The sequence below is a fragment of the Streptomyces poonensis genome (assembly GCF_014650915.1).
Classification (GTDB): domain Bacteria; phylum Actinomycetota; class Actinomycetes; order Streptomycetales; family Streptomycetaceae; genus Streptomyces; species Streptomyces poonensis.
The window spans coordinates 1-13,580 of sequence record NZ_BMVW01000029.1 but is presented as its reverse complement, the minus strand read 5'-3'; the positions used below and the strand labels follow the sequence as shown (position 1 = coordinate 13,580).

The window sequence follows — 13,580 nt, the reverse complement described above, 5'->3', positions numbered from 1 at the left end:
GCTGCGAGCGCCACGATGCCCTCCTCCATCCGGAGGAGCAGGCCGAGCTGGCCGCACGGTTCCCGGCCGGCCACCAGGCGCAGATGGCATTCCTCCTGGCCGCCTACACCCGCAACGCCTCCGCGGTTGCCGCGCTCTTGGGCACCCGCGCGCGTACGGTGCACCGTTACTGCCGCGGTTGGTCGATGCCTCCCGGGCCCCGACTGCGCCGGGCCCTGCGCCGCCGTGTCCTGGACCTCGTGTGCCCACGGTGTCTGTCCGACCGGGCGGTTGAAGAGGCACGCCAGGCGAAGCGGGACGCCCGGCGCGCGGCCCGCCGGATTCCGCGTGAACAAGACGGTCCTCATCGCTGACTTGCAGGCCTGAGCAGAGACTGCCATAGCAAGGGCCCGCGCAGATCATGATGATGAAGCTTCTGTGCATCATTGAAAGCAATTGGCTGATATCCATGCGGAATTTGCATCGACTCGGATACAATGAGGGCGTGGGATTGACCTTGGAAGAGTCGCTGCGGTTGACGGTGGCCGCGTTGATGCAGGTGACGGGTGACTCGCAGCGGTCGGTCGCGGCAGTGCTGGGGCTGACACAGACGCAGGTGTCGCGCCGGCAGTCGGGTGCCGTTTCGTGGAGCCTGCGCGACGTGGATGTCCTGGCCGAGCATTACGGCATCGGCGCCCTGGACTTGCTTGCGGGTCCGACCAGAGCATGCGAGGCGCTACACGCCGACCGGCGCCGTTCCGTCCGGGCCGAGACGAAGGGGGCGAGCCGGTGAGTGACTTCGACGCGATCGACTCGCTCCTCGACGCCGTCGGCCCGCAGGCCGAACTCCCGCCCTGCCAGGTACGCCGCGAGCTGCGGGAGCGAGCCCGGCTGTCCAAGGCGCAGGTGGCCCGTGCGCTCGGGGTGAGCCCGTCCACCCTCAGCGGATGGGAGAGCGGCCGGGACCCGGCCGGTGAGGTCCGCACCAAGTACGCCTATCTGCTGGACGGGCTGAACGCCAAGCTCGCCACCGAGACCGAAACCAAGACCATGGCGGAGCCGGCTGCGGAGCGGCCTGTGGCATCAGGCACTGCTGCGGCGGCCGTCACCTGTACGTCTTCGCCGGAAGTCGGCCAGGACGAGGACGAGGTGGAGCTGCTCGCCGTGCCCGAGCCGTGTGTGCTGTGCGGCCGTCCCGCCGAACAACGCGTGGCGGGATTCGCTCAGCACCTGGACCCCTCCGACTGCCAAGCGACCCCTGTCGAAACCCCGAAACCCGAGCCCGCCGCGCCATCTACCCAGGCCCACGAGCCGCGTACAGTACGCCCGCCTCGTCCGGCCGGCGGGAAAGGCACGGCCCCGCGCGGGCGGGCGTTCCAGGAGCCGTCCGGGCCGGCCGACTTGATCCACGAAGCGGTGCACGCCGTGCTCGCCGAGCACCGGGGCGACGTCGAAGCCGCGAGCGCCGTACTGCTGAAGCGGGCCATCCCGGACGCGATGCGCCTGCTGGACGAGACCCGCAAGGGCGCCCGCTACGACGTGATCGCCCACCCCTGGATCCCCGACATCCTCAAGAAGCAGACCTCCAGGGGCGCCGACCAGATCTGGGAGGCCCGCCCCAAGTGGACGCGGCCCGAGCTGCCGCCCGGGAAGCACGAGGTCACCGCACTCGACATCAACGGCGCCTATTTGAGCGCTCTCAAGACCCACCTCCCGCTCGGCCAGCTGGAACATTCCACGGGCTTCGCGCACGACCGGCGCCGCGCCGGAGTCCACCTGATCACCCCGCCCGCCTGGGAGCACGACGCGGTGCTGCCCAACCCGATCGGCCAGCGCGACGAACCAGGCCCCCTGTGGGTCACCGAGCCGACCCTGCGCCTGCTGCTGCGTCTGTCCGGACCGAAGCACGGCCTGTGCGAGCCGCCCCAGATCCACGAGTCGTACACCTCGGGAGCCACCGAGAACCTCCTGGAGAAGTTCCGGATCGCCCTCAAGGATGCCCGCGACACCGCGATCGCTGACGGCGACGGGCTGACGTTTGAGTACGTGAAGGCGATGTACTCCAAGTTCGTGTCCACGATGGGGGAGTCGAACTACAACCGGGAGCTCTACCGCCCGGACTGGATGCACATCATTCGCTCCCAGGCATTCGCCAACCTCTGGATGAAGGCGCTCAAGGCCCACGACGCGGGACTGACGGTCGTGCGGGCGATGGGAACCGACGAACTTCACGTCATCGGAGACTGGCGCCGTGTCTTCCCCGAAGGCCGCTCGGTTACCGAGGTGAAGGTCAAGGACACGTACACCGCCGGGACCGGCACCGAAGCCGGCACAGGGCAGGAGCAGTAGATGCCGGAGAAGAACATCGACTTCGGGAAGTTTGGTGCGAGCGGGATCAAGGGCAGCGAAGCCGTCGCCCGCCAGCTCGACTGGCTCGCCGCTCACATCGCCACCCCGGTGACCGCCAGGCGTGGCCTGATGGCCCGCCTGCACTACCTGACGACATCGGACAGGGCCTGGCAGGCGGCCAAGGACGCCGGACTGACCGTGAGCGACCGGACGCTGAAGGCATGGCTGGAGGGCACCCGCCGTCCCTCGAAGGCCAACCTGGAACGCATCGACGCCGCCTACCGGGCGGTGCGGCGCCGCAACGTCGCCCGCCACCTCATCGCCCGCCTCAACCGCGAGGGTCGCGGCACTCGCGTGGAGATCCACCCCCTCGACCAGTCCGGCGTGGCGCGCCAGCTCCAGCGGGTGGTGGCACACCGGACGATGAACGTGCGCCGCTGGGACAAGATCGTCGCGTCCTGGGCAGCCGGTGACCACCAGGGCCTGGACGACGCCTGGACCGCCGATGTCCTGCCCGATCTCGGCTCCCAGTGGGGCCAGTACGAGTACGTCAAAAACATCGGCTTCGCCGCGTAGACGCTGCCCATCTCTCGGGCCAGGGGGAGGGATGCCGGACACTCCACCGGGGCGACCGGAGCGGTCAATCAAGCGGTGGGCAGGCCCCAAAGCCGGTCGTAGGCGGGATCGCCGGGGAAGACGACGGACTCGACGTGCTGCGGCGGGATCGCGTTGCGGTAGAGGACGTCGGCGTTGGCAGGGGCGTAGCCGATGGCCTTGCCGACGAAGGTGTGCACCACCGATTTGAAGACGAGGTGCCTGCCGGAACTGGCCAGGTCCACGTAGGCGGTGACCAGTGCGGGCCGGCCCAGGCTGCGCAGTCTCTGAGCAACACCGGCAGGGTCGTCGCAGTGCTGCCAGTAGATCGCCTCGCCGCCCCAGAAGGACAGCAGCCGCCACGCCCCGCCGATGTCGTGAGAGGTGGCCTCGGCCGAGAGGGTCAGGCAGATCTGACCCTCTCGACTGCCCATCCTCTGCCTCCCCGGGGCGACCATGCTCTGGGAGCGCAGTACCTCCCGCTCAGCGGCGGTCAGATAGCCCCGCTCATGGGCCTGATCCAGGCGGTCATCAACGAGAGCGGCATCCAGGGGTCGCAGGCCATGGGCACGAATCGCATCGGCCTCATGGTCGAGCAGCCTGGTGCAGTGCTGCGCCCGCAGAAGGTGGCCGCGGAGCAGGTCGAGGACCTGCGCCTCCCTGTCCTCCAACTCCAAGTCGACGTACAGCTCCGGCTCGTCCAATTCGGCTTCGTGGGCGATCTTGTAGATGAGATCTGCCAGCGGCCGGGGCCACGTGGCGGGGTCGTCCACGTCCACGACGGGCCGACTGGTGGCGGCGTGAGCCAGTGTCATGGCGGGCCAGTATTCCACTGCCGGACAACAGGCTCCGGACCGGGAAATGGTTCACGGCCAGCGCGCCGGACGCCGCACCTACGGCCAGGTCAGGCCGACCTCGAGGGCCACAAAGATCCGGAACATACGACCCCCGGCCCATAATGGTCTCCAGCGCCCGCCGCTATGACGTACGGTGGTGTTCACCGACGCGGGGTGGAGCAGCTCGGTAGCTCGCTGGGCTCATAACCCAGAGGTCGCAGGTTCAAATCCTGTCCCCGCTACTGCAAGGTGGAGGGCTCGCAACCGTACGGTTGCGAGCCCTCCACTCGATGACGCCTACATGTCGGCGGCCGCCATGCCCAACTGCCAGGTCAGGCACGAGCGTTGGCTCACCGGACCGGTCCGGGACGCGATCCGGTTGTGCCCCGCCCCAAGTAGCAGCCCGTTTCCGCCCGCCGGACCGGACGGCGCGGGCACCCCCCTACGGTGGCGCCCCAGCCACATCAGCAGCGCCTGACGCCCTTCAGTCACGTCCACCCCCCACCCGGCCATCAACTGCTCCACGCCCGCAAGCCATCGGGACCGGTCCGCCGTATCCCGCCGCCCCGCGCATTCGTAGTCCACCATGGCGTGCGCGAGTTCCGCGGCCTCCGGGTAGATCACCAGTGGGGCCGCCCGCATCTCCCGCGCGTCCAGTCCAGCCGTCCAGGCCCGCCGCACCCAGCACACGGTGTCCGGCATCCGCGTCCACCAGTACACCGCCACCTGGAAGGCATCGGCGAACAACTCCTCGCCGGCCGGCCCCCACCGTTCGGCCAGCTGCTGCCGCACCTGGTGCGCCGTCACCGTCTCGGGCAGCTCGGCCAGCTGCACGAAGTCCGGACCACGGCCGCGGGAGTCGTCCGACCAGTAACCGTGCCGCAGACAGACCTGCCAGCTGTCCGGCGACATCAGCCACACCGTCTGGCCGACACCCAGGGCATCAGCGCACAGTGGGCAGTACCGCACGAGGTGCCCCGCCACGGGCTCCCAGCGCCACCACCACTCCGCCGCCTCCTGGCCTGGCAGCAGGTGCTCCGCGCCCAGGCTGGGCAGATCCTGCTGCAGAAGACCAGCCGCACGGTCAGCAAGGACAGCCAGATAGCGCAGCCCCGCCTCGTTCATGTACATCTCGGTGGACTGCGGGTACTTCTCCACCCGTTCGGTGTACGCGGATGCCTCGCCCTGTCCGACGCGGTCGAGGAACGCCGCCGGGCTCAGGCCGTTGGCGTGCGCGAGCCGGTTCACGAACGACCCCGTCGACTCACCCGGCACCGGCCGCACACGCAGCGGCAGCGGCCGGCGAGGCCCGTACAGACCGGGATCGTCCAGCACCGCTGCCCTTCCGCCGAAGCCGTCACCACGGGTCACCGTGACCGGCCCGCCAGCAGGCGGTCAAGAGCACCGACACTCGTTCAGGTGAACCCAGGCGAACGCCCAGCCACGGCCTCGCACACTCCTTCCACCCTGTGAACCAGGTGCCTGTGCACACCGTCACCCGGGGAGGACCATGGCCACGACGACACGCATCCGCCCGGACACGACCGCCCCCGCCCCCGCGACCGCCTCGCGCCTGAAGACCCGCCTGCGCGGAGGCCAGCAAATCGCCGTCGACACCTCCGCGAGCAGCTTCATCGAGGGCTACCGCCGTGTCAGCGTTTACATGGCCACCGGCACCGGAAAGACCCTGGTGGCCCTGCACGTCGTCCAGGAAACCGCACCCGAAGGCGCCTCCCTGGTGGCAGTCCCCTCCCTGCGACTGCTTGAGCAGACCGCCGCGAAATGGCACAGCGAAGGAGGTCCCGGCCGCTACCTCGGTGTCTGTTCCTCAAGCCACCCCGCAGACCCGTACCTGGCCGACGTCCTCACCATGGTCAACACCGCCGACGACCTGGCCTGGCAGGCAGCCGACACCCCAGGACCGCTCAACGTGTTCTGCACCTACGACTCCCTGGACAAGGTCGTCGAAGCCCACCGCGACTTCCACCTGCCCCGCTGGGACGTCGTGGTCGCCGACGAAGCCCACCGCACCGCCGGTGACTACGACAAGCCCTGGGCCCGCATCCACCACGACGACCAACTGCCCGCCCGCCACCGCCTCTACATGACCGCGACGCCCCGCGTCTTCGACGAAAAGAAAGCCCGCGAAAAGGGCATCAGCCCCAACACCGTCATCGCCTCCATGGACGACGTGAGCATCTACGGGCCCGTCGTCTACCGCATCTCCCTGAGAGAGGCGATCGACGAGGGGCTCCTCGCCGACTACCGCATCGCTGGCGTCGTGATCAGAGACGAAGACCTGCGGGGCCTCCTGAACCGGCTTCCCGCGAACACCTGGACCGGCGAAGCCTTGCGTGCCGCAGCTGCCCAAGTGGCCCTGCTGGTCGCGCAGCACCGCTATGACCTGCGCCGCACGCTGACCTTCCACCCCTGCATCGCCGCGGCGGACGTCTTCGCCGAAACACTCCACGAGACCGCGGCCCTCATGCCCCCGGCCTACCACGCCCCCCTGCAGGTCGGCACCGTCAACTCCAGGCAGATCCCCTTCGAACCCCACAAGAACTACGCCGACTTCGCCTCCGCGCCCCTCAACACCCCCGCCTCACAGCAGCCGCCCCGCCGGGCCGTCCTCACCAACTGCCGCTGCTGCGCCGAAGGCGTCGACATCCCCGCCATCGACTCCCTGCTCTTCGCCCACCCCAAGACCAGCAGCATCGACATCATCCAGTCCATCGGACGCGCACTGCGCCAGACCCCAGGCGACAACAAGATCTCCACCATCGTCATCCCCATCTACATGGCACCCGGCGAAACCCTCGAGGAGGCCGTCAAGAAAACCGCCTTCCACCTGATCTACCGGGTTCTCATCGACCTCGACGTCTACGACGAGCACACCTTCCACCTCGTTGACCACTTCCGGTACCCGAGCGACCCCACCGCCACCCCCCAGATCGCCCCGCGCCCGGAACGCGCCGACGAGATCATCCCCGTTCTCGACCTGAACGATGTCATGGCCCCCAACCGCGTATGGGAGGCCGCCTTCGAGGTCGCCACAGACTTCTACCTCCAAAACGGCCACCTCGACGTCCCCAGCCGCTACCTCCACGACGGCCGCTTCTACCTCGGCTGGTGGATCGGCGCACAGCGCTCCATGCGCAAGAACGGCCTGCTCCTACCCGAACGCATCGCAGCGCTGGACACCCTCGGCATGATCTGGGAGCACCCTCCGCACAGCATCGAGCGCAAGCTCCTCATCGCCCGCGACTACGTCACCCGCCACGGACACCTCGCCCCCCGGTGGGTCGAACACCACCAAGGCCTGCACCTGGGCCGCTGGCTCGCCGACAGCCGAAAGGAAGCCAACACCCGCCGCCTGCCCCACTGCTACCAGCGGGCCCTGAACGAGATCTACCCCTGGTGGAACACCAAAGGCAGAGCCGAATGGAAACGCACCTACGCCCGCGCCCACGCCGCCGCACGCGACAAGACCCTGATCTTTCCCGGCCCGCACCAACTCACCGGCGCCGCCCCTGTGCTGACCCAATGGCTGGCCGAGCAGATCGACAACCTCGCCGGGCTCGAGGACTACCAGCGCCACCTCATGGGCGACCTCCCCATCGAGCACCCCCTGGCCCTCCTGCTGCGCCGCCCGCGAGGCTCTTCCCAACGGGCCTTCGCCCGAGGATTGAAGGCCGCCTACGCCTACCGCTGCCGCCACCAACACCTCGACGTTCCCTACAACTACACCTGCGAAGACGGCTTCGCCTTGGGAAGGTGGCTCGCCGAGAAGCGGCGTTTTCCGCAGGCCCTCTCACGAGAACAACTGGACGCCCTGGAAGCCCTCGACATGCGCTGGATCTCACGCCACCGGCACCGCACACCCTGAACCGCCGACCAACCGGCAGACCACGGGCGCGCCCCTGCGCTCCGCCCCCCGAACGAACAGCTGCACCAGATCCTCCCGGCAGCGCCCGCCGCCCCCGCCCAACAGATGCGGAACCCGAGCCCGGCAGACATCACCAGACGTACCGCAGCCCAAAAGCACGAAAGAACCGAACGACCTCAACCAGGAGCACGGCATCATGACGACACCGCCCCACTCGCCCGGCCTGCTGCCTGCCTTCAACATCGGCCTCACCCACGTCACACTCCCCACCTCACAGATACAGCTCAACCGCCTGACCGAACTCATCAACGAAGTCACTCTGGGCACCGACGTGATCGTGATCGTGGTGAGCCCCGCCACCCACCTGGCCGAGACCGACGTCGATCCAAGCCGCTTCATCTGGCCGACCTGGCAGGGAGAGACCATCCCCGAGGCCCACCAGAAGTGGAAGGCCGTCTTTGCTACCCAGGACCGCACCTTCAGGGGCATCTACTACGAGGCCCCCACCCTTGAAGAGACGCAGACCTTCCGCGTCCCGGCCACCGTTCTGTCCGACGCGATGTGGAAGATGACCCAGAACGAGCCGCCCTGCGCGGTCCTGTGCACCGGCCTCACCGGAGACCCCTCCGCAGCCGAAATCACGACCGCCCTAAAAGAAGGAAGGCTCCAAGCAGTCCTGGTAGAAGCCCTGTTCGCCTAACCGCAGACCAGCCCCATGCCATCCCCTAACGTTGCACGGACACAACCCGCACCCACCGACCCGGCCCGCTCCTCTCACAACACCACTCAGCGAAGGACACCCGACACGATGGATCCCGCCGGCCACCGCTCCATCGCGCACTGAGGATCTTGTTTCAATGCCCTCTGAGGAGCCCATCGCCGAGATCTCCGCCGTCACCGCCTCCCGCACCCGCCCCGCCAGGCTCTCACTACGCCCGGACCAGCAGCGGGCGGTCGACAGCGCGGCACGTCACCTGGCACGCGAACACACCCGCGGACATATGGTCTCGGCCTGCGGCACCGGCAAAACGCTCACCGCGCTGCGGACCGCCGAAGCCCTCGACGCCCGACACCTGCTGATCGCCGTGCCGAGCCTGGACCTCATCTCGCAGTGGGCCAGCATAGCCCGCAACGACGGACGCCCAGAACCGATGATGGCCGTCTCATCCCTGGCCGCAGCCAAGCACCCGGTCCTGGCCGGAGCAGCCGTCCACAGCACCAACAACCCAGAGTTCCTGGCAACGTGGCTGGCCCGGCACGAGCACGCCACCGTCTTCGTCACGCTTGACTCCCTCCCGAGAATCGAACAGACCCAGCACACCCGTGCTCCCGTGCCGACCTTCGACCTCCTGATCGTCGACGAGGCACACCGCACCGCGGGAAGCTGGGACAAGGACTGGACCGTCCTGCACGACCACACCCGCATCCGAGCCGACCGCCGCCTCTACCTGACCGCCACCCCCTACGAATGGGACCCACCCCGCCTAACCGAAGCACCCACCACCCGCCCCCAGCCCAAACGCACCGCAGCCACCGCCCCCGCCTGGGACACCCCCGCCCTCGTCGCCTCCATGGCGGACCCCAAGACCTTCGGCCCCCGCCTGCACACCTACAGCCACGCCGATGCCATCGACGACGGAGTCCTCGCCGACTACCAACTGGTCGTCCCCACGATCACCGACACCCACCTGCGCACCGTCCTCACCACCCCCGACACCTACTCCGGCTTCGGCCCGACCGCACGCCGCACCACCGCCCTGCACCTGGCAGTCCTCAAAGCGATGACCGAACACGACCTCCACCACGTGATCGTGTACTTCCAGCAGGTCGCCGACGCCACCGACTTCGCCTGCCAGTTCCCCCACACCCTGCGCACCCTCACCGACGACCAACGTCCCGCCTGGACCAGCGACCTGGTAGTCCAGTCGATCAACGGCACCCACAGTCCCGGCCAGCGCCACGACATCCTCACCGACTTCGCTACCGCCGACCGCGCCGTGCTGACCAACGCCCAAGTACTGGGGGAGGGCGTCGACCTGCCGGCCGTCGACGCCGTCGTCTTCGCCGACCGCACCGCCAGCGTCCGCCGCATCGTCCAGGCCCTCGGCCGCGCCCTACGCAAACCCCCCACCCAGACCGCAAAGACCGCCAGCCTCGTCGTCCCCGCCTACATCCCTCACGGCGCCGACCCCACCGACCTCCTCGGCACCCCCTACGAAGCCCTCTGGCTCGTCACAGCAGCCCTGCGCCACCACGACCAGACCATCGCCGCCCGCGCCCCCCGCACCACCGCAAAACGCCGCCTGGAACAGGGCACCCGCACACTCCTGGCCCGCCGCTTCCGCTTCGACTTCACCCTCGACCCCGACAGCATCGCCCGTGCCATGGACCTGATCGCCTGGCCCGCCGACGCCGCCGCCCTTTCCGCCCCCCGCCGGGCAGGCCTGGCGGCCGCGACCCGCTTCCACGCCGAACACCGCCACCTGCGCGTGCCCTCCGACTACGAAGACGCCTACGGCTACCGGCTCGGCGCCTTCATTACCAGCCAGCGCACCGCCCGCAGACAAGGCATCCTCACCGAGGACTGGATCGCCGAACTCGACGCACTCGCCATGATCTGGGACGACCACGAAGCCGCCTGGCAGGGCAACCTCACCACCGTCACCGCCTTCCACACCGAGTATGGCCACCTCGCCATCCCCGACCACCAGCCCGGCGGCCGCTTCCTCGGCATCCAGCGCACCCTCGCCCGCGACAACCGCCTCGACCCCGACCGCCACGTCCAGCTCGCCGCCCTCGACCCCGACTGGACCCTCCCGCACGGCCCCGACTGGCATCGCAAGTACCACCTCCTGCGCCGCCACATCGAGGCCGGCAACAGCCCGGCTGCCCTGCACCGCGACACAGTGATCGACGAGGTGAAGGCGGGAAGCTGGCTGCACCGCCAGCTCTCCACCTGGGACCGCCTCGCCCCCGCTCAGCAAGCTCTCCTCACCCGCCTGCAGCTGACCCCCGCAAACCCCCTGACCCCTGCCAGGCCGGCGAGCCCGCCCACAGCGAAGCGGCGACGTCGTTCCTTCGAGCAGAACGCGCAGATCCTCCAGCTCTTCGTCGAGCACTGGAACCGCCCGCCCGGTGCACGGGAATGGATCGAGATCGACGGAGAACGCATCATGATCGGCCCGTGGCTGTGCAAAGCCCGAACCAGACGTGACGCTGGTCAACTCGCACAAGAGCGGGATAACTTGATGGCCCGGATCCTCCAGGAAGCCTGGACCGCCCCAGTACCGGAGTAACGCACCAGGCTCGAAAGGCTACGCGGTCACTGTTCTGGCCCCTCGGTGACGCCGAAGCTGAAGCCGACCTCGAAGGCGGGCGATTCGTCGTACGCGGAGTGCCTCATCTGCTGGTCCTGTATGTCGAAGAAGCCGTCCTCGACGAGGGCGCCGCCGTCCCAGTACCAGCGGGCCAGACGATCGGCGGCTCCGGCGAACTTCGTCGTCCACGAGCCCGAGCTCACGCTGATCCTGCCGATCGACGCTTCAGCGGCCATGGCGGACACCGACTTCATGCTCGGCTCGTTCGGCATGGGCGCCCAGCTCCACGACCGCGAGTCCGTCTCCGTGCGCGTAGCGCTCGAGATTCCCCGACCCGAAAGGTTCGTTATCGGTAAATGGATCGAGTCGACTCCATTAGGTTCAACCCGCTTTGGATCTCGCCAGCCCTGATACGATCTTGGTTGCGAGATGGGCGGCCCGGCAAGGTGTTACCGCACCTTGCCGGGCCGTTTTCTTTGGCGAACTCGATGGGAGCGAGTCACCAATGGCAGAGCCTAAGTGCTCCGTAGAAGGCTGCGAGAAGCCGCAGAGGTACAAGGCGAGCGGCTGGTGCGGGATGCACTACGCCAGGGCGAGGAAGTACGGCACCCCCGATGCAAAGGTGCGTGAATACACGGCACAGACCGGTACCTGCCGGGCGGAGGGGTGCGACCGTCCGGCTCAGCGCAAAGGGTGCTGCCAGGCCCACTACGTGCGACTGTTCCGTGGGGAGAAGGATGCGCTCGCAACCCCCATCAGTACTCAGACGAAGAAGACTTGCACCCTGGACGGCTGCAGCAGAACGCACGTTGCCCGCGGGTACTGCGATCTGCACTACAGCCGGATGCGGCACAAGGGAGATCCTGGGGGCCTGGACTTTCAGGAGAAGACCCCTCGCCCCGACAAGTGCCAGGGGCCGGAGTGCGACTCGCCGGTTCGCGCTAAGGGGTACTGCTCGGCCCACTACCGGCAATGGCGCGAGGGTCAAGAGCTGGTCCCTAAGTTGTCCTTCGCCCCGGCAGGAAGCGGACACACCAACAAGAACGGCTACAGGGTCTTGTCAGTGACCGTCGATGGCGTGCGGCGCAGCGTGTTCGAGCACCGTGTAGCTGTTGAGGAGGCGCTCGGCCGCCCGCTGTTGCCGACGGAGACGGTGCACCACGTCAACGGCATACGCCATGACAACAGCACCGACGGCCCGCTCATCCTGGATGAGCGGGGCCGACTGCGTTCGGGGAACCTCGAGTTGTGGTCGCACGCGCATCCGCGCGGTCAGGAGATCGGTCCGAAGCTGGATTACGCGCGGGGCCTGCTGGCGCTGTATGGGTCGACTGAGGAGCGGCAGCGGTTCGCTGAGTTCGCGCGGCATGTGGTGGAGAACGAGGGCGGCGAGGACGGTTCTGACGGGCAGGCGACGTAAGAGCGGGGCGGACTTTACGGTCCGCCCCGTTCGTTGTTCAACGCCGTGCCGCTGGAGCCTCCGGCCGACTCCGGAAGCGCCGGAAGTCCCGCTCGATCCGGGCTACGTCTCGCCCGTTGAAGCGATCCCGGCCGAGGAGAACCTCGCGGACGTGATCCTCGACGACGCGACGAAGGAGCCGCCCGCGGACCCGGACGCCGTGTTCGTTCCGGAGCTGCCCTACGGCTCCAACCGCGTGTGTCAGTACCGCCTGGTGGAGCGCACGTTCCTCGGCCCGCACAGCAGCCCGATCGAGCGTCTCCTTCTGCCCGAGGGCGATCCCACCCTGCTCGGACAGGCCCCAGCCCGCCCCGACCGAATGCACGCCGCGCACGGGGCGCTGCTCGCCAGCACCGCCCCTGAAGCGCGGACACTCGGACCACAAGCCCAACTGGCGAGCGTGTACCTCGCGGCGCACACCGACCCTGCAACCGGCAACGGCCTGGAAGAACTCGACCAGATGGCACGCTCCTGCGATATCAGGCCTGCAGAGCTGGCCCGCACCCTCGATCAACTGACAGCCACAGCACTGCTCGAGACATGGCAGGCATCCCCGTACTCCGGAGACCTGCACTGGACCCTTGCGCGTACACACAGAAACGCCCCACGCATCGCCGGTGAGCAGTAGTTAAAAGCCCCTACCAAAGCTGCCGTAGCCAGCCACCAGCTCACCCCGGCACCGAACACAGCCTCGCAGCAGTAGTTCTGAAAGGCAATCAAGTAGCGCTAACCCAGAGGGTGAACGACGCGACCGATCTCTGCTCCAAGCCGCAGTCTTTCGCCAACCACCCGGCGTCGCGAGAACGAATCGCGGTGGGAAGCCGGCCCGAACAGGGGGAGGCCCATGTTTCAAAAATGTGGGGAGTTTTCTGCTTCCTTAGACGAAGAGAAAGCTCGACCGCCCCACCGTCCCCAGCCCGGAAGACCCCCGCTACGCAGCCAGCCTGAAGGCGCACCGCGGAGCGGGGCGCCTTCCCAACTTCTCTCACTACGCAGCCAGCTGAAGGAAAGTCAGCAGGCAAGGTGCATGGGAAGCTGATCGCGGAGCGATCGTGTTCCCATGCACCGTACCCACCTCATGCTCCACGGAGTGGAGCACACCGGCCACGGAGTGGCCGGCAGGATGCGGAGCATCCTTGCTTTCCCGCCGCGTAGCGGCG

Annotated in this window: 11 protein-coding genes and 1 tRNA gene; 9 read left to right on the top strand and 3 right to left on the bottom strand. The window is 68.1% G+C overall.

Annotated features, from left to right (window positions below; translation table 11 throughout):
• Positions 1–484: 484 nt before the first annotated feature.
• From IE242_RS36425 to IE242_RS36415, 3 genes are read left to right on the top strand one after another with little or no spacing between them, the layout of a single operon-like run.
• On the top strand, positions 485–772 hold the full coding sequence (locus IE242_RS36425; RefSeq protein ID WP_138057182.1) for a helix-turn-helix domain-containing protein: 288 nt from the start codon (positions 485–487) through the stop codon (positions 770–772).
• A complete protein-coding gene (locus tag IE242_RS36420; RefSeq protein ID WP_189867211.1) occupies positions 769–2,328 on the top strand; it encodes a helix-turn-helix domain-containing protein in 1,560 nt (519 codons plus the stop codon). Before IE242_RS36425 ends, IE242_RS36420 begins: the two co-directional genes overlap by 4 nt.
• Positions 2,329–2,904: a transcriptional regulator gene (locus IE242_RS36415; protein WP_189867209.1), complete on the top strand. Its 576-nt coding sequence runs from the start codon at positions 2,329–2,331 to the stop codon at positions 2,902–2,904.
• Positions 2,905–2,972: 68 nt separating this feature from the next.
• On the opposite strand, the gene IE242_RS36410 is transcribed toward IE242_RS36415, so the two are convergent.
• Positions 2,973–3,737, bottom strand: a complete 765-nt coding sequence (locus IE242_RS36410; RefSeq protein WP_229859966.1) for a hypothetical protein — start codon at positions 3,735–3,737, stop codon at positions 2,973–2,975.
• Positions 3,738–3,926: 189 nt separating this feature from the next.
• Between IE242_RS36410 and IE242_RS36405 the strand changes: the two genes are divergently transcribed.
• Positions 3,927–4,000: transfer RNA gene (locus tag IE242_RS36405), tRNA-Met, on the top strand.
• A 55-nt stretch (positions 4,001–4,055) separates the two neighbouring features.
• On the opposite strand, the gene IE242_RS36400 is transcribed toward IE242_RS36405, so the two are convergent.
• A complete protein-coding gene (locus tag IE242_RS36400) occupies positions 4,056–5,093 on the bottom strand; it encodes a TniQ family protein (protein ID WP_189867207.1) in 1,038 nt (345 codons plus the stop codon).
• A gap of 175 nt (positions 5,094–5,268) precedes the next feature.
• Between IE242_RS36400 and IE242_RS36395 the strand changes: the two genes are divergently transcribed.
• The 3 genes from IE242_RS36395 (at position 5,269) to IE242_RS36385 (ending at position 10,940) form a co-directional block, all read left to right on the top strand.
• Positions 5,269–7,644, top strand: a complete 2,376-nt coding sequence (locus IE242_RS36395) for a DEAD/DEAH box helicase (RefSeq protein WP_189867205.1) — start codon at positions 5,269–5,271, stop codon at positions 7,642–7,644.
• A 196-nt stretch (positions 7,645–7,840) separates the two neighbouring features.
• On the top strand, positions 7,841–8,344 hold the full coding sequence (locus tag IE242_RS36390; protein WP_189867203.1) for a hypothetical protein: 504 nt from the start codon (positions 7,841–7,843) through the stop codon (positions 8,342–8,344).
• 157 nt (positions 8,345–8,501) lie between these two features.
• Positions 8,502–10,940: a DEAD/DEAH box helicase gene (locus tag IE242_RS36385; RefSeq protein WP_189867201.1), complete on the top strand. Its 2,439-nt coding sequence runs from the start codon at positions 8,502–8,504 to the stop codon at positions 10,938–10,940.
• 26 nt (positions 10,941–10,966) lie between these two features.
• Here IE242_RS36385 and IE242_RS36380 read toward each other — a convergent pair whose 3' ends face one another.
• Positions 10,967–11,233, bottom strand: a complete 267-nt coding sequence (locus IE242_RS36380) for a hypothetical protein (RefSeq protein WP_093600532.1) — start codon at positions 11,231–11,233, stop codon at positions 10,967–10,969.
• Between the two features lie 791 nt (positions 11,234–12,024).
• Here IE242_RS36380 and IE242_RS36375 point away from each other — a divergent pair.
• Positions 12,025–12,381, top strand: coding sequence for an HNH endonuclease (locus IE242_RS36375; RefSeq protein WP_143041108.1), 357 nt, complete (start codon positions 12,025–12,027; stop codon positions 12,379–12,381).
• 151 nt (positions 12,382–12,532) lie between these two features.
• The gene (locus IE242_RS36370) at positions 12,533–13,048 is read left to right on the top strand and encodes a hypothetical protein (RefSeq protein WP_189867199.1); all 516 of its coding nucleotides are present in this window, start codon (positions 12,533–12,535) and stop codon (positions 13,046–13,048) included.
• Positions 13,049–13,580: the final 532 nt, after the last annotated feature.